This window comes from Arthrobacter sp. SIMBA_036, from assembly GCF_046535135.1.
Classification (GTDB): Bacteria; Actinomycetota; Actinomycetes; order Actinomycetales; family Micrococcaceae; genus Arthrobacter.
The window spans coordinates 225,759-241,149 of sequence record NZ_JAWRXG010000004.1; the positions used below are offsets into that span (position 1 = coordinate 225,759).

Annotated in this window: 20 protein-coding genes and 1 pseudogene; 14 read left to right on the forward strand and 7 right to left on the reverse strand. The window is 60.2% G+C overall.

Annotated elements, in window-relative coordinates; all coding sequences use genetic code 11:
- Positions 1-38: 38 nt before the first annotated feature.
- Positions 39-476, reverse strand: a complete 438-nt coding sequence (locus SB659_RS07655) for an RDD family protein (protein WP_284979564.1) — start codon at positions 474-476, stop codon at positions 39-41.
- A 312-nt stretch (positions 477-788) separates the two neighbouring features.
- Between SB659_RS07655 and glnA the strand changes: the two genes are divergently transcribed.
- A complete protein-coding gene (gene glnA / locus SB659_RS07660) occupies positions 789-2,213 on the forward strand; it encodes a type I glutamate--ammonia ligase (protein WP_410550015.1) in 1,425 nt (474 codons plus the stop codon).
- A gap of 120 nt (positions 2,214-2,333) precedes the next feature.
- Here glnA and SB659_RS07665 read toward each other — a convergent pair whose 3' ends face one another.
- Positions 2,334-3,020: a tyrosine-type recombinase/integrase gene (locus SB659_RS07665; protein ID WP_410550016.1), complete on the reverse strand. Its 687-nt coding sequence runs from the start codon at positions 3,018-3,020 to the stop codon at positions 2,334-2,336.
- Between the two features lie 383 nt (positions 3,021-3,403).
- Positions 3,404-4,072 (reverse strand): helix-turn-helix domain-containing protein, encoded by a 669-nt coding sequence (locus tag SB659_RS07670; protein ID WP_410550017.1) that lies wholly within the window; start codon positions 4,070-4,072, stop codon positions 3,404-3,406.
- Positions 4,073-4,186: 114 nt separating this feature from the next.
- Between SB659_RS07670 and SB659_RS07675 the strand changes: the two genes are divergently transcribed.
- From SB659_RS07675 to SB659_RS07730, 12 genes and pseudogenes are all read left to right on the forward strand, one after another.
- Positions 4,187-4,366 (forward strand): helix-turn-helix transcriptional regulator, encoded by a 180-nt coding sequence (locus SB659_RS07675; protein ID WP_410550018.1) that lies wholly within the window; start codon positions 4,187-4,189, stop codon positions 4,364-4,366.
- 249 nt (positions 4,367-4,615) lie between these two features.
- Complete coding sequence (locus SB659_RS07680; protein WP_410550019.1) at positions 4,616-4,930, forward strand: hypothetical protein; 315 nt, start codon at positions 4,616-4,618, stop codon at positions 4,928-4,930.
- 205 nt (positions 4,931-5,135) lie between these two features.
- Positions 5,136-5,333, forward strand: a pseudogene (locus SB659_RS07685) (helix-turn-helix domain-containing protein); the annotation flags it as partial.
- Between the two features lie 285 nt (positions 5,334-5,618).
- The gene (locus SB659_RS07690) at positions 5,619-5,909 is read left to right on the forward strand and encodes a hypothetical protein (protein WP_410550081.1); all 291 of its coding nucleotides are present in this window, start codon (positions 5,619-5,621) and stop codon (positions 5,907-5,909) included.
- On the forward strand, positions 5,906-6,163 hold the full coding sequence (locus SB659_RS07695) for a hypothetical protein (protein WP_410550020.1): 258 nt from the start codon (positions 5,906-5,908) through the stop codon (positions 6,161-6,163). Before SB659_RS07690 ends, SB659_RS07695 begins: the two co-directional genes overlap by 4 nt.
- Complete coding sequence (locus SB659_RS07700; RefSeq protein ID WP_410550021.1) at positions 6,160-6,357, forward strand: hypothetical protein; 198 nt, start codon at positions 6,160-6,162, stop codon at positions 6,355-6,357. The genes SB659_RS07695 and SB659_RS07700 overlap by 4 nt, the downstream gene beginning before the upstream one ends.
- Before the next feature lie 275 nt (positions 6,358-6,632).
- A complete protein-coding gene (locus tag SB659_RS07705; protein WP_410550022.1) occupies positions 6,633-6,827 on the forward strand; it encodes a hypothetical protein in 195 nt (64 codons plus the stop codon).
- Between the two features lie 11 nt (positions 6,828-6,838).
- The gene (locus SB659_RS07710) at positions 6,839-7,900 is read left to right on the forward strand and encodes a hypothetical protein (protein ID WP_410550023.1); all 1,062 of its coding nucleotides are present in this window, start codon (positions 6,839-6,841) and stop codon (positions 7,898-7,900) included.
- A gap of 101 nt (positions 7,901-8,001) precedes the next feature.
- A complete protein-coding gene (locus SB659_RS07715) occupies positions 8,002-8,253 on the forward strand; it encodes a hypothetical protein (RefSeq protein ID WP_410550024.1) in 252 nt (83 codons plus the stop codon).
- 358 nt (positions 8,254-8,611) lie between these two features.
- On the forward strand, positions 8,612-8,929 hold the full coding sequence (locus tag SB659_RS07720; RefSeq protein WP_410550025.1) for an STAS/SEC14 domain-containing protein: 318 nt from the start codon (positions 8,612-8,614) through the stop codon (positions 8,927-8,929).
- A gap of 93 nt (positions 8,930-9,022) precedes the next feature.
- The gene (locus SB659_RS07725) at positions 9,023-12,046 is read left to right on the forward strand and encodes a peptidoglycan DD-metalloendopeptidase family protein (RefSeq protein WP_410550026.1); all 3,024 of its coding nucleotides are present in this window, start codon (positions 9,023-9,025) and stop codon (positions 12,044-12,046) included.
- Between the two features lie 5 nt (positions 12,047-12,051).
- A complete protein-coding gene (locus SB659_RS07730) occupies positions 12,052-12,342 on the forward strand; it encodes a hypothetical protein (RefSeq protein ID WP_410550027.1) in 291 nt (96 codons plus the stop codon).
- Between the two features lie 3 nt (positions 12,343-12,345).
- Here the strand turns inward: SB659_RS07730 and SB659_RS07735 are convergent, their stop codons facing one another.
- Positions 12,346-12,939, reverse strand: a complete 594-nt coding sequence (locus SB659_RS07735; RefSeq protein ID WP_410550028.1) for a hypothetical protein — start codon at positions 12,937-12,939, stop codon at positions 12,346-12,348.
- 84 nt (positions 12,940-13,023) lie between these two features.
- Here SB659_RS07735 and SB659_RS07740 point away from each other — a divergent pair, with 84 nt between their 5' ends.
- Positions 13,024-13,485, forward strand: a complete 462-nt coding sequence (locus SB659_RS07740) for a hypothetical protein (RefSeq protein WP_410550029.1) — start codon at positions 13,024-13,026, stop codon at positions 13,483-13,485.
- Between the two features lie 40 nt (positions 13,486-13,525).
- On the opposite strand, the gene SB659_RS07745 is transcribed toward SB659_RS07740, so the two are convergent.
- The 3 genes from SB659_RS07745 to SB659_RS07755 form a co-directional block, all read right to left on the reverse strand.
- Positions 13,526-13,660 (reverse strand): hypothetical protein, encoded by a 135-nt coding sequence (locus SB659_RS07745; protein ID WP_410550030.1) that lies wholly within the window; start codon positions 13,658-13,660, stop codon positions 13,526-13,528.
- Positions 13,661-14,530: 870 nt separating this feature from the next.
- Positions 14,531-14,746, reverse strand: coding sequence for an AsnC family protein (locus SB659_RS07750; RefSeq protein WP_410550031.1), 216 nt, complete (start codon positions 14,744-14,746; stop codon positions 14,531-14,533).
- A gap of 32 nt (positions 14,747-14,778) precedes the next feature.
- Positions 14,779-15,378 carry a GNAT family N-acetyltransferase gene (locus SB659_RS07755; RefSeq protein WP_410550032.1) on the reverse strand — a complete coding sequence of 200 codons (600 nt, stop codon included), beginning with the start codon at positions 15,376-15,378 and terminating at the stop codon, positions 14,779-14,781.
- Between the last annotated feature and the right edge of the window lie 13 nt (positions 15,379-15,391).

Consider the following 15,391-nt stretch of genomic DNA (forward strand, 5'->3'; position numbering starts at 1 on the left):
CTTAGAGGATCAGGGGCTGTTCGCCGTTTAGCGCGCGACTACATCCGGATGAGTATGGTGTTGAAGGCTTTGTCATGCAAGCCTCGCTGATCAGGATCAAAGACCACAGCAGGGATGACCAGACACAGGAGAACAGTCCGCACGACAGCTGCCAAGGGACCAGCGGGGCCGCCGCCGAGGCGCACCACATGGATTCCCGCCACCCTATGGCCGATGCTGTAGCCCAAGGTTCCGATCAGGAGGATCTGTTCCACGGCGAAAACTGCCAGCGTAGCCCACGGATTTCCGCTGAAGGCGAAGTTGCTGATCACCAAGGCGATAGCCCAGTCAATGCAGATGCCAAGTATCCGCCGCCCGGCCCTCGCCATGGAGCCCGGGCCGGCCTCGGGCAGGCCGAGCCGCTCGCCGGGATATTTGGAGATGCCCGAGGTGTCCGGGCCACTCAGCCAGGAGCCAATGTCTTTTCTGTCAACCACCCTCCAAGCCTAATGGCTGCACGCCAGGCGTCCGACGTCGGCAGCCGCTCAGTCGCGTGCACCGGCGTCGTGGGGCGTTCGCTGGTTGGACCCGCGTGGACCTGACGCGGGAAAGCCCACTACCGTTTACCTGACAGACGATTCTGTAACTTGCCGGAAACAATACCGACACCCCCGGGAAATCCCTTCTCCCTATGGTGGTGTGAGTTGCCAGCAACCATTGCCCCGGGAGATTTCTTGTCCCCGGGACTATGGTTTGGCTGGACCACGGGGCCTTCCGGGCCTGTTACTTGACATGCATAAGGAGCATAGATGTTCAAGACTGCGGACGAAGTCCTCAAGTTCATCAAAGACGAAGACGTCAAATTCGTCGATATCCGCTTCACCGATCTCCCTGGTGTTCAGCAGCACTTCAACGTGCCTGCCAAGAGCGTCGACCTCGACTTCTTCGTCAACGGTCAACTGTTTGATGGATCCTCCATCCGCGGTTTCCAGGGCATCGCCGAGTCCGATATGCAGCTCATCCCGGATGTGACCTCGGCGTTCGTCGACACCTTCCGCATTGAAAAGACCCTCGCGCTGAACTTCTCCATCGTGAACCCGCGCACGGGTGACCCGTACCACCGCGACCCCCGCGGCGTTGCTGAGAAGGCAGAGGCCTATCTGGCTTCCACAGGCATCGCCGATACCGCGTTCTTCGCTCCCGAGGCCGAGTTCTTCGTCTTCGACAACATCCAGTACCAGTCCTCGCCGCAGGGCAGCTTCTACAAGATCGATTCCGAAGAAGCACACTGGAACACGGGCCGCAAGGAAGAAGGCGGAAACCTCGGATACAAGACCCCCGTCAAGGGCGGTTACTTCCCGGTCTCCCCCACCGATAAGCAGGCTGACCTCCGCGACGCCATGTGCGTCGAACTGGATAAGGCCGGCCTCGCGGTCGAGCGCTCCCACCACGAAGTTGGATCTGCCGGCCAGGCCGAGATCAACTACAAGTTCACTACGCTGACGCATGCGGCAGATGACCTCCAGAAGTTCAAGTACGTCATCAAGAACACCGCGGACGCCTGGGGCAAGTCTGTGACGTTCATGCCGAAGCCGGTCTTCGGTGACAACGGCTCGGGCATGCACTGCCACCAGTCGCTGTGGAACAACGGCGACCCGCTGTTCTACGACGAGAAGGGCTACGCGGGGCTCTCCGACACCGCGCGCTGGTACATCGGCGGCCTGCTCAAGCACTCCTCGGCAGTCCTGGCCTTCACGAACCCGACCGTGAACTCCTACCGTCGACTGGTCAAGGGCTTCGAAGCCCCCGTGAACATGGTCTACTCGCAGGGCAACCGCTCTGCAGGTATCCGTATCCCGATCACGGGAACCAACCCGAAGGCCAAGCGCATCGAATTCCGCGCTCCGGACCCGTCCTCCAACCCGTACCTGGCGTTCGCTGCCCAGCTGATGGCCGGTATTGACGGCATCCGCAACCGCATCGAGCCGCCGGCACCGATCGACAAGGACCTCTACGAGCTCCCCGCCGAAGAAGCCAAGGACATTCCGAAGGCTCCGGGTTCCTTGGAAGAGGCCCTCGAGGCCCTGCGCGAGGACAACGAATTCCTCCAGGCCGGTGGCGTCTTCACCCAGGACCTGATCGACACTTGGATTGACTACAAGTACGAGAACGAAATCCGCCCGCTGTCACTGCGCCCGAACCCTTACGAGTTCGAGCTCTACTACGGCGTCTAGCTAAAACAAAGGGCAAAAAGGGGTGGAGTCCGCAAGGAGTCCGCAAGAATCCCGATCGCGCCTCTGACGAGTAAGGGCCTCAGGCACACGCCTGAGGCCCTTACTTTGTGTGTCCAGTCATCAGCCGTTGGCAGCATTGCCTATGCTCCCCTGCCTCGCCTTGAACACGTCAGCAACCGCAGCTCTGGCTGACTCTTCCTTGTCCGGCCACATGTGCCCATAGGTGTCGAGGGTGGTCTTTGCTGACGAGTGTCGCAAGCACTTTTGCACTACCTTCACGTCTAGGCCTTTGGAGATAAGTAGCGAGGCATAAAAATGGCGCAAATCATGAAACCGGAAGCCGTCGGGTAACCCTTTGACTTTCGCTCGCGCTTCCCTGAAATAGTGCTCCAGGCGGTATGGGGATAGGCCGCGGCCCCACTCGTTGGTGACCAGCGTGTTACTGCCCCACTTAGTGTGATTTTTCGACAGCTCCAAGCTCAGACTTTGCGGGATCGCAATCGGGCTCTTGGACTCTTCGGTCTTTAGTTCGGTATCCGGATATTGAATGGCCGGCGTGATGATTCCGCGCATCCAGTCAACGTCTGTGACGCGCAGTGCAACGGCTTCAGCGACCCGCAGTCCGGCAAAAGCGCCCAGCAGCACCGCTGGCTTCAACCCGGCGGGCATAGCGTCGTGCAAGGCCCATACCTGGGCCGTGGTTGCCACATACGGCCGCTGCTTTCCCGCCTTCGGTGCCGTGCGCCGACTCAGTGGCGACTTGGGCAGCAGGCCGTCATGGACCGCATCACTGAAGAGTTGCCCCATGCGCGAGTGCAATGCGTAGACCGTCGAATCCGCAAGCCCCTCAGCGCTGAGCCGTGCCGTCCAGGCTCGCACCTCAGACGGACGGACACTCTTCAACGTGCGATCGCCAAACACAGCGTTGATTCGCCTTAGGTGGGTCCGAGCCTGCCGGACTGTAGATGGCCGGTTGTTCTCGTACCCGCGTAACCACACCTCGGACCACTCTCCGACTGTCGTCAGAGCGGTCTTTGGATCGATGTACGTGCCCGTGACAACAGACGTCGTGACTTCATCAAGCCAGCGTTGAGCGTCCACCTTCCGGGCAAAGTGACGCGCATGTTCCTTGCCCGCGTGGTCACGATACCGGGCCCGCCAAGACCCGTTGTCACGCTTCTTGAGGCTGCTCACGAGGAGACATCCACATCACCCGGACGCCTCACGTCGTCAACTTCTATCTCGCCTTCCATGTAGACGGGTCCGGTGCTGCCCGCATCTTTTCGTTGCAGACTCATGTTCAATACCGCCAGCAAGTCCGGCACATCATCCGATGGGGGCTGCTGCGCTGCTGACAGGATCGTCCCCCAGGATTCAGACTCTGAAACTGTCCTCAGGTCGGCCCCTAGTTTGCGATAAAGATCCGCGTCCGACCTACCCCTGAGTTCTTCGACAAACTGATCGTGTTCCAGAGCGAGCTTTTCAAATGTGGCGGTTATAGCTAAGCGTTTGTCCAGCATCTGCTTCATCTCTTTCAGGAGTTCGTCGTCCCGGTCGGCAAGGTTAGAGAGTTGGGCGCGCAACGCTGCGAGCCGCGCCACGCCTTCTGAAAGTTCGTCCGCCACGACCAAAGCGGCCAGAGGGACATCAAGAATTCGGGCAATTACGGCCGCTTCGCTGATCGGCGTCGGGCGATCTCCTCGTTCGAGCTTGGCGATCATCGTCTGGGTCATGTTGATGCCAAAGTCAGACACGCGGCCAGCGAGTGCCTCCTGCGTCAAACCGCGTGATCCGCGAGTGGCCCGAACAGCGGCCCCGAAACGTATACGGACCGCGTCCGCCAAGGTCATGTCCTGCATTTCAGTTCTCATAGAACTAAACCATACAGTCCCCCTTGACCCATGGACAATACCGCGCAACAATAGTCTCAGGTCACCAAGACCGAATAGTTCTCACAGAACTAAGGAGGCGTAATGAAACTTTGGACCCTGGAAGAAGCAGCGGCTGCGCTCCGGAAAACCCCCTCTCAAATGCGTTGGCTTCGGCACAACGGGAAGGGACCCCGGTCGGCAAAAATCGCTGGGCGCGTGATGTATCGGGAGCAAGATGTCATCGACTGGGTAAATGCCCAATTCGAGGCGGAGGCAGGGTGAAGTGGCTGCGAATCCTACGGACGTGACAATCGCGATCCTGTCGCGGTTAGCCGGTGAACTCGGGTTCGCGCTTACCTCAAAGTGCATCGACTGTGGCGCAACGATCAGCGGGTCAGCCTCATTGAACACCCACCGCGGCCGCGTATGCCGCAAGCGAGCGGTGGAAGCTGCTCAAGGAAAAGAAAAGAAAACGGCCCCGGCGAGCTGACACTCACCGAGGACCGACTACACAAAAAGGGAATGATTGTCATGAACACCCCCGGCAACATTGTATCCATTCTCGACTGGACCCCAAAGGCCCCCAAGGGCTTCACAGTTCCAATGGTCGATCCCCTGTTCCCGGATGAAGTGCCCTTGTACTTCGACGGGCCGTCCCGGGAGACGGGGACAGAGCTTGGCCCCGTCCAATCCGCGTACTCGGCCACGCAGGGCGGCTTCACGGTCACGATCGGCAGCGTGGAGTTACCGTTGGACGTCGCGCGCCGAGTGTCAGCAATCATCGCGGGCGTGGTCGAAGAGGTCGAACACGCTAAAGCCGAGTACGAACGGAAAGCTGTCGAGTGAACCGGGCAGAGCGTCGGGCGACCTCACGGCAAAACCAGCGATGGCTGAAAGCCCTTTGGGCATCCGACGCTCCGGCTGAGGCTAAGCAGCTCGGCAGGGAGCTAGTGGCTATTGCGACACCTGACGGGCGCGTTACATTGCCCGCCCAGAGGTCAGTGACGTTCATTCTTACGGTTCCCCAGCAGCGGGCCGCGGTGGCGACCCGATGAACAAGTGGATCTGGTTAGAGGCTCTAACTTTCGCTCGGACGGCACCGAACGGAGCAGTGCGCACTGGATACGCCCTCGCAGCCTATGCGGACAGTGAGACGGGAAAGAACGCATATCCCAGTCAAGCTACCCTCGCTGAACGCTTGGGAATCAGCGACCGGGCAGTTCGGAAGAACCTTTCATGGCTGAAAGACGCCGGATGGATTCTTGAGGAACGGCGTGGGCGTCGAGCGGGCACGCAGGGCATCAGTTCAAGCTACTCACTAACATTCCCAACCGGAACGAATGTTCCTACTGGGGAAATGCCAACCGGAACGAATGTTCCTCTTGGGAATGGCCCAACCGGAACTTTTGAATCATCCCAACCGGAACGTTTAGGTTCCCCAACCGGAACAGAAGTTCCTACTACCCTGTCTTTAACCAAGCAAGACCCTATAGAGCGCCCCAGGCGCAACACCAAATCCTCTGCACCGGAAACCATGGACGTCACAGAGGCGCTGCGTTCTTGGGCCAAGGACAATCACATCACGGTGAACCTTGAAGCCGAGACCGCTAAGTTCCTTTCGTGGCATGCGGCCCGTGGGAACACTTTCAATGATTGGAACCAGGCTTGGCGTAATTGGATGCTCCGGGCCCAGGACTGGGCTCCGAAAGCTTCGCCGGGTTGGGATGGTCAGGCTGTTGCTGTTCCGGCCCCGGTTGAGGAACCGGACTACACCCCGAACCCGAACGGCTGGGGACAGTGGTGGCCAGAGAAGGTGCAGCCATGAACGCTATCGATGGTTACCGGCAGTTCGTCAGGGCTTTCCCGAAGCACAGGTTTCAGCAGGGCGGAATCGCTGCTTATGAAGCTGCGCTGCGCACGACCTCACATGCTCACCTCATGTTCGCTACCCGCCGGTTCGCGACTGAGGTTCGAGCTGCGTGCCCGAACGGGAAAGCTTGGAAGTTCTGCCCCGGTCCGGCCCGCTGGCTGGCCGAAGAACGCTACCGCGCCTACCTGCCCGAAGAGGAGACGCCATGACTCGCCGCTACTTCCGCATCCATGCGTACCTGTGGGATCCGGGCAAGCCCACGGAACTTACCGGCGTCATGCTTCATGCCGGGGCCGGCTCAGTGTTCCTCACCCCCGAGCAGGCGTTCGCCGTAGCCAATCAAATCGTGGACTTGGCGGAGACGCTTACTGAAAAGCAGGAGGCCAACAGTGCAGCGCCATGACCCAGGCTTCCGGAAGCTCCAAGCCCGCCTTGACGGCCAGCGTCGGACCCGACCGATCTCCCGGCGCACCCTGGAACAGCTCGCCCCGCTGAGCTGGTCCGTCGGGGCCGTCTGTAGCCAGAGCATTCTCGAATCGACAAGGACAAAACCTCATGACCGCAAGACCAACTGACCTACCCGCTTTCCTAACCGATGCGGATCTGTCCGAACGCATCGCAGACCTCGAGCATCTTGCACGCAGCGAGCCTGATCAGAAAGAAGAACAGAAGTGAGTGATGACAAAAACTAGCCGAGTACAGGCCGGCCGGGACCGGTTCGCCAGCCAACACCCCTTAGCGGGAAATCCCGAAGAGTCCGCACGGGCGGACCGGGAACGAATCCGACAGGAACGTGCGGATCTGAAACGGGGCACCCTGACCGCAGGCAGGGACCGCTTCGCAGCACGCCACGGCAAAACCAGCGACGAATAGGAAAAATCCAAATGAAGAATGACCTTATTGCCGAAGCGATGTCGCAAATCCACGGATACTCGGAGGCGGAACGTGCCGCTACTGTCTCGGCCCGGTGGTTGAGGGAGCTTCGGGCGAACCTTGGCCCACAGGCGACAGACTTTGGGTCTCCCGTGCAGTCCGAACTCGCGGACGCCGCAGCGGGAGATGGAAAGTTCCCTGCCGGGGTTGGGATGCGACACGTTCAAGCCGTTCAAGCAGTCCAGGCGGGAAATGAAGAGATCCATCAAGTGCAGCGTTTTCATGAGGACTCTCTCGCGCGGAAACGTGACGCTATCTCGAACGGTTCCGCGCCGGCTCTTGCCTTCCTGAACGAGGCCCTTGCCGGGTTCGTGGACGAACTCCTGGAACTCACGCCGGAATTGATGGCACTTCCTGACCTGGAGACCATCGCGGAAACCGGGAACACCAAAGCGCTGGCTTTACGGAAACGCCGCGCTGAGTTGGTGGAAACGTATCTTCAGATCCGCGCCGCCCAGACGACCATCACGCACACCGTCCTGGACAGCCTTTCGGACAGCACCCTCCGAACCCGCGGCCGTCAAGCGGTGCTCCGCGTCGGGCAGGTCCGGCAAGCCATCGACGTCGAGAAGGCATGGACCGATCGCCGCAGCAACGCATGCACGGAAGCCAAGAACCGACGCCTGACCGGCTTCACGGAACTCATGGGCTGGTGGGGCGCGGACCCTGCCCCGATCCTCGCAGCGGACGACTGGGGCGCGCCACTTCCCGGAAGAGACCTAGACGAGCAAACGGCGGCGCTCATCCGGGTCGCAGAGAACACGAATCCCTGGGTGCCCACCGTGGACCAGTTGCTGAGGGCTGAGGAACTGGCCGAAATGGCGACGTCACCGCTGTACCGGCAGGGCGACGACGAGCGCATCGCGAAAGCCCTCGAGGCGCTGGCGGACGTAACGGGGCACGCGTCAACGGATGCCCCCGCCCCCACAGGAGCGGCACCCAGACCCCGCGGCCCTATCAAGCTCACCCCCGCCCAGGGCCGAGCCCTCCTCCATGCCAGGAACAGCAGGTAACCCGCATACCCCCGTTGGCCGAGGCTCATAACGAGGCAGGCCTCGGCCAACGGGCCACCACCATGACAGCAAGACACCAAGACGAGAGGAATCAAAAAGACATGGCACTCGAAAGCAAAGCCACGTTGATAGCAGCACAGCAACGAGCCGAAGCGTACGCGGAAACAACCGCGGACGCACTGAAGGCCGCGCATGCGAGCCTGCAAGCAACACTCAGAAGCAATTTCATCGCCGGCACAGCCGTTGGGACCACAGCCGACTCGGCCGCAACGGACGTGGCAAGGCTGACCGCGACACTCACAGCCACACGCGCAGTCGCAACGGAACTGTCCTTTCAGGTGAACATCAGCTAAGGCGCTCGCAAAGCTGTGGACACCAAAGACCATGCCAATCAAAGGGCAACGGTGTCCACAGCACGACACCCCCACACCCCCCACCCCCCGGGCCGAACAGGCCACCCCCGGTGCATAGTGCCCGATCTATCTATTGCATTTTTTTCTTTCGGGATTCCGGGGCTGTGGACACTCGAAGGATTCCGACTATGCAACCGGCACCTTATGTTTCTCGTGAGGTTTGCAGGGTACTCATGCACTAGGTCGTATGGTTTTGCATATTGGTGTACTCGGAGGGCTGGTGGCTATGGAGCGTGAGCGTGTGGTTCTTAGTGACTGCGTCGTGGAGCGTTTTCATTCGCCTTTCGCGTATTTGCATATGACGTGGTCCCCTGGCGTGCGGCTTGACGCTGAAATGGCCCTTGCGGCTCTTGCTGCTGTGAACGGGCTCGCGAACGGCGCTTCGCTTCCGTTGATGGTGGACATGGCGGGGATGGCTTTCCTGAGCAACGGCGCGCGGCAGGTGTTCGCTGCTCCCTCCACTGCGTCTCGTGTTGCCTTGGTAGGTGCAAGCCCGGTGGATCGCATGCTGGCCGATTATCAACTGGGCACCGGTCCGGTTCCGTGCCCTGTCCGGTTTTTCATGTCCCGTGATGACGCGCTGACCTGGCTCGGGCAGGCACGACCGTCTGACTAAACAAAGGGCGGATTCTAAGCCCCTTTCGTTCGATTTGTTCTGCTCCATTCGATAGAATTATTACGCCAACCACTTGTTTGAGAGGTGGTTGGCGTGTCATCAGAACTCGCGGCGATGTACGTGAGTATCACGCCGAACATGTCCGGTTTCCGGTCGTCGGTGTTGAAGGAACTCAAGAGCGTTGATGCTGATGCGTCCGCCACGGGTTCCTCTTCCGGTAATGCTTTCTCCTCCGCTTTCGGTAAGGCCGTCAGCGGTGCCGGTGAGGCCCTCGCAAAGGTTTTGAAGATCGGGGCCGGGGCGGCTCTTGCGGGTATCGGTGCGGCCGGAGCTATTGGTATCAAAACCGCTGCGCAGCTCGAAACCGCTCAGATCGGTTTCACGACCATGCTCGGGTCCGGGGAGAAAGCCAAAGCTTTCTTGCAGGACCTGACGAAATTCGCTGCTGCGACCCCGTTCGAGTTGCCGGGCCTGGAACAGTCAGCGTCCCAGTTGGTCGCTACCGGGATAGCGTCCGACAAGGTCATCCCGATTATGACCACCCTCGGCAACATCACCTCTGGTATGGGCACCGGTTCTGAGGGTATCCAGCGGGCTGTTGTCGCTATCCAGCAGATGAACGCGGCGCAGAAGATCAGCGCTGAGGACTTGAACCAGTTGCGTGATGCTGGTGTCCCCGTTTACGAGCTGCTGGCTAAGGCCACGGGCAAGTCCACTCAGGAAGTCGCGGCCCTCGCGCAGTCCGGCAAGCTCGGCAAGAAGGACCTTGACGACCTTATGGCGACCCTCGAATCAGGGGTTGGCCTGGAGCGGTTCAACGGGCTCATGGAGAAACAATCACAGTCCCTGGCTGGCTTGTGGTCCACGGCTTCGGACACTTTCAGTATCGGCATGGCCACGGCAATTGAGCCGCTCATCCCCATGATCAAGGACGGCATTGGCGGAGCCACGCAATGGCTTGGAGCCGTCGCGATCCCGGCGGTTGTTTCTTCCCTGACGAACTTCGCGTCGTTCGCGCGGACTGACCTTTTCCCCGCCATCGGGAACATCGGTGATTTTGTCCGGACCAACGTCATGCCACCGCTGAACGACTTCTCGAGTTTCATTCAAACGAACGTAGTTCCGGCCGTAATCGGTTTCGCCGGGTTCGTCCGGACGGATGTGGTTCCGCGGCTTATCGATATCGGCAATTTCATCCGGACAGTCGTGCTTCCCGCCATTGGCGAATTCGGCTCATTCCTGAACACGAACCTGCTTCCCGGGTTGCGTGACTTCGGCAAGTTCCTTTGGGATAACTCCGCCGCGGTCCTAGCCGTCGCGGCCGGTGTCGGCGCTTACGTTGCCGTGACCAAGACCATGGCGATTATCGCGACCGTGCGGGAGTGGATCACCGCAGCGTCCGCGGCTCAGTGGGGTTTGAACCTTGCCATGAACGCGAACCCTATCGGTCTGGTGGTCGCCGGGATCGTCGTCCTCGTCGGAGGACTGATTTGGTTCTTCACCCAAACGCAGCTGGGGCAGCAGGTGTGGGCGAACGTTTGGAGCTTCATCACTACGGTGACGAACGGGTTCGTGACGTGGTTCCGCGACGTCGCGGTTCCGTGGATCATCGGGGCGCTGAACGTGGCCGGCGCGATGTTCTCCTGGCTGTACGCAACCATCATTCAACCCGTGTTCGCAGGGATCTCAGCCGTCGTGAAATTCGCGGTTGAGGGCGTCGTCATGCCGACGATCAGCGGGGTCGTCTGGTACATCCAAAACGTGTTGGCCCCAGCTTTCACGTGGCTATGGCAGAGCGTCATTTCCCCGGCGTGGCAGGGCATTTCTACGGCCATCAGCACGGTGTGGAACTGGATTCGGGACAACGTGTTTACTCCGATGTCCGATTTCATCACGAAAACCATCCCGAAGGCGTTTGATGATGGGGCCACGGCCATCTCGACGGCGTGGAAGAACATCGCGGCGTTCGCTAAAGCGCCGATAGATTTCGTGGTCAACACGGTCCTGAACGGAGGCATCCTCGCGGCCGTGAACAACGTGATGAGGTTCTTCGACAGCGGCCATAAGGACATCTCAATCCCGTGGCCCCCGGCCGGGTGGGGCTCCTACGACGTGGGCGGTTACACAGGTCCGGGTGGTAAGTACGATCCGGCCGGTATCGTCCACGCCGGGGAAGTCGTCTGGTCGCAGGATGACATTTCCCGTTGGGGCGGTGTCGGCATCGTTGAGGCTCTCCGCACGGCGAAGGGCTACGCCGGGGGCGGTCTCGTGTCGCCGTTGGCGTCGTTCGTGATCACTCAGGGCTTCTCCGGGATCAATGGGCACAACGGCATCGACATGGCCGCTCCTCAAGGAACGGAGATCCACGCAGCCGGCCCGGGCCGTGTGTCGTTCGCTGGCTGGTCATCCTATGGTGGCGGCAACGAAACCCACATCGACCACCCGAACGGGTTGCAGACGTGGTATGCGCACCAATCCGGTTTCACGGTCGGTAACGGTTCGATGGTCGATCAGGGCCAGCCGATCGGTTTCGTCGGCATGACCGGTTTGGCTACCGGCCCTCACCTTCACTACATGGTTTTGGATGGTGGGTGGCCTAACGTCCTTGACCCAACCCCTTACCTGACTGGTGGGGGAACGGCGGGGTCCGGTCAGGGCGGCGGCGGGTTTTTCAACCCACTCGCGGGCCTGTTGGACGGGTTCCTGAGTCAGATCACCGCGGCGTTCCCCGGTGCCGGCCCGATGGTCGATATCGTGGCCGGTGCGACCAAGAAAGTTTTTGACGCCGGCCTGAGCTTTGTTGGGCACCTGTTCACGGGCTCAACCGGCGGTCCGATGCTGTTCGACAACGGCGGCTGGCTCGAGCAAACCGCTCAACCGCTCCTGGTTCAGCACCGCAAGACGAAACCGGATGCGGTCCTGTCCAACGGTGACTGGCAGGCCCTCCACAGGACCAGCCAAGCGGTGAGCGGTCTCACCCCGGAGGCATTGGAGGAAGCCCAGTACAAGGCGACCACGCGCGCTATGCAGGGCATGGAAGTGGAGCTGACTGGCGTGGACTATCTGACTAATTCGACGGCTGCACGGATCAACTTGGCACGCTCCAGGAGGGTCTAAGGGGAATGTCTGAGGAGAAACCAACTGCTGAGGACTTGGCTGCGTGGGCGGCGCGCGGTCAGGAGTATTTGAAAACTGTTGATGAGCAGATCGCAGGGTGGCGGAGCGAAGCGGCGCACATCATGGTTGACGCTGCCAGGGCCGGGACGGGCTGGGCCGGTAACAAGGACGTCGAATTTGCTGTGTCCCGTCTCGGGAACATGGTCCTTATGCGGCAAGTCGGTGAGCAGGTAGCGGACGCCCTCGCGCTTTACGACATGACATTCGCGGACAGCGGCACAACCCCGGAGCCGTAATCGTCAGTTGCTGCTCTCGGCCTCAGTAAGGTAGCGGCCGCACTGCGGTAGCTGCACGCGTTGGGTTTTGTTCTCCCCGGCCGGCGACGTCCAAGACACAGTGGCCATGTTTCGATCTGGATTGTTTGCGATCTGGTTATTCCACAATGTGCCCCCAGCGCTGAAGGGTCTCAGTTCAAAGAGCGTGATGAAGGTGACATGTTCGCCGCGGTCGATGAACGGCCACGCCTGCGGGGGAATGTGTATGTGCGTGGGGTCAAAATCGAAGGAGATCCTTACGTCTCGGCCGGGTGACTCACCGCGGTTGGTTAGCCTCAATTCCGTCGTGGGGCCACCAGCGTATCCACCCTCTGGTTCCGGTTCAGAGATCAGTGTCCAGTACGGATCCTTGTATAGAACGGTGATGTCGTTAGCGCGCCGCGACTCGTCGGCGGATTTCTCTGCCGCATCAGCCGCCCGGTCAGATGCCCGTCTGGCTTCCACTGCAACCCGTACACTGACAGCCGTAATCAAGATCGACAGGATTGCAATTATCATCGACGCCCAGTCCATCAAACCCCCCGCATTTCTCTCTCCCGGACAAACGACTCTGAGCATACACAATCCTGACTATCATGCACCGCCTCAATGAGGGATTCCGTACCGAGTATTTTGTCGGACCCCATCGGTAAGCTTTCCGCCATGGCATACAACCAGCACCCAGATGACCAACCGCCCACGAACTGGAAGCGGCAAACCAGCGAAGGGGAGAGCCGGCAGGCGTACTTCTCAGCTACAGGCGACCCTGCTTTCCTCTTGGGCGTCCACTTTTGCAGCCTGCTCGATGACGAATCGACCCCAGCCAGCGAGCTTGCTCGACTAGTGACACCAGAGTCACGTAAGGCATGGGGGGATTTCCGCGAAGTCGGGGACTGGTTTAGGAGCCTGAAAGATGTCGGCTACGGCAGCATCGCGGATAGGGCGCTAGGCGACGATGCCGTCGCGTACTTCAAAGTCATCCCCGGCACGGTGGAGAACTACCAGGTCAGGGATGAACAGATCGTCTCGGCCATTATTGTCACAGTCGTAAACCGTGCTGATCTTGGCGGGTGGCGCGTCCACGGAATCGGAGACTACTTCCCGGCTGAGGCTGTCCCACACTAGAGAGCGTTCGATCCCTCCGCGGCCTCCAGCACCCCACCAACTAGCTATTGGGTGGGGCTCCGTTCTGACGGGGGCGGCGCGCTGCTTTGACGATCAGCCATACGACGAGACCGATAATCCCAGCAACGACAGCAAGAAGAATCGCGATGATGATGACCCAGACTATCCAGTTCATGGAGTGTGCCCCTCTCTTAGGAAAACGTTCCCGATGACCCGAGCCTGTGCATTCTTGACCCAGTCGGAGCCATGGGCAAGGCCTAGAGAGCGTCCATCCCGTCACGGAGCGCCGGGAACCCCTGGACCGTGAGACGCATTCAGTAAATGATCCCTAACTGAGAGTCCGCAGAAAGTCCGCAAGACGTCCGCAATCCCCCATAAATCACCATCACTCTACAATCATGAAAACCCTAGAATCTAGCGGTTTTCAACACCGTCCAGCACTTACCACCACCCCTTGAAAAGTTCGAGCTCTACTACGGCGTCTAGCAGCCACGTATGTCGAAAAGGCCAGTCACGGTTCAACGAACCGTGGCTGGCCTTTCTGCGTGCGCCTGATCCACCGCGTCGTCGGTAGCGCAGTCCTTGCAAAACAGGGTCTCGGTTTCTTCACCGCAGCACTGACAGCGGTGGATCAATGCGGCGGATTCAATCACATAGGCTGTCATACCTCCATGGTGCCCGCGCCGTCTTTCCGGGACACGAGTAGTGTGTACTCGTATTTTCGTCGTCCCACTGCGGCCACTACGTGTATGCGGCGAGCCGGTGTGTGGATGAATAGCCCGTCAGGCCGCTGTCGTTATCCGGCCCTGCAGAGGAATCGTGGTCGGCAAAAGTAGCAAAGCATCGGCGGCAGGCGAAGAACCCAGGTTGTCCGTGTCGGGATGCCCAATGCGGTCCCGCCTGCTCGCAGCGGAAGCAGCACGCATTCGAGAATGCCGCACCGTCCGAGTCGCGCATGACCGTCACGAGGTCAGCTTAGAGGAGCCTGACGCCGACCAACAAGAGGGTCAAAGCCCCTTCCGGTGCAGGGCACCCGGCAGGAAGGCTACTGCTTCCCATATTTCTTGTGCACGGCTTGTTTGCTCACGCCGAGGCAGAGTGCGATCGCTTCCCAGGAAAGCCCCGCCCGGCGCGCCGATCGCACCAGAGCGGCTTCAGTACGCCCAACTTCCTTGTGCAGCTCCGCCACTGCATACAAGGCCTCGGCAGGTCCCATGCCGTCCATCGATCCCACAAGCGTCTTCATGCGATCCTCCTCCATGTCGTCAACGCTAGTTGACGATCAGACTGACGTCAACCTGAGTTGACGCCACACGCACGGAAAGGAACGTACATAGTCCGTTGCGGTCCAGCATTACCGCCAAGGTATTGGCCCCGGTCAATGAAACCGGCATTGCGGTAGGCAGACAACGCCGCCGGATTGGCCTCATTGACAGAAAGCACGACGCCGGCCTGCCCGCCTTGCAACCTGTCCGTCACCTTGCGCGCTTCGGCAACTGCCGCTACGGCTGCCCGGGAGCCCAAACGCTTTCCCTGGCTCGCATAGTCAATGAGGAAACCCCGCAGCAACCAGGCCGAATCGTCGTCGGCCCACCCCGCCATCCGCGCTGCCCCATGCTGCAACGTCAGCACGCCAACAGTTTTGCCCTCCGCCTCAATGACATAAGGCAGCCTTGACGCCTCATGCAGGCCCACGAGCATCATCCGCAACGGGTCCCCAACAAAAGCTCGTTGGTGAAGCCCCACCGCCATCTCGGCCACCGCACCCAGGTGAATCGCCCGGGAGTCGTCGTCGAGCAGTTTTAGCGGGATCAACCACACATCACCCCATGGTGGACCAGCGTCAGCGATGTACAGCGGGTCTTGTGGGCGTTCCGGTCCATGGGCAGTCATGATGGTCTTCCTC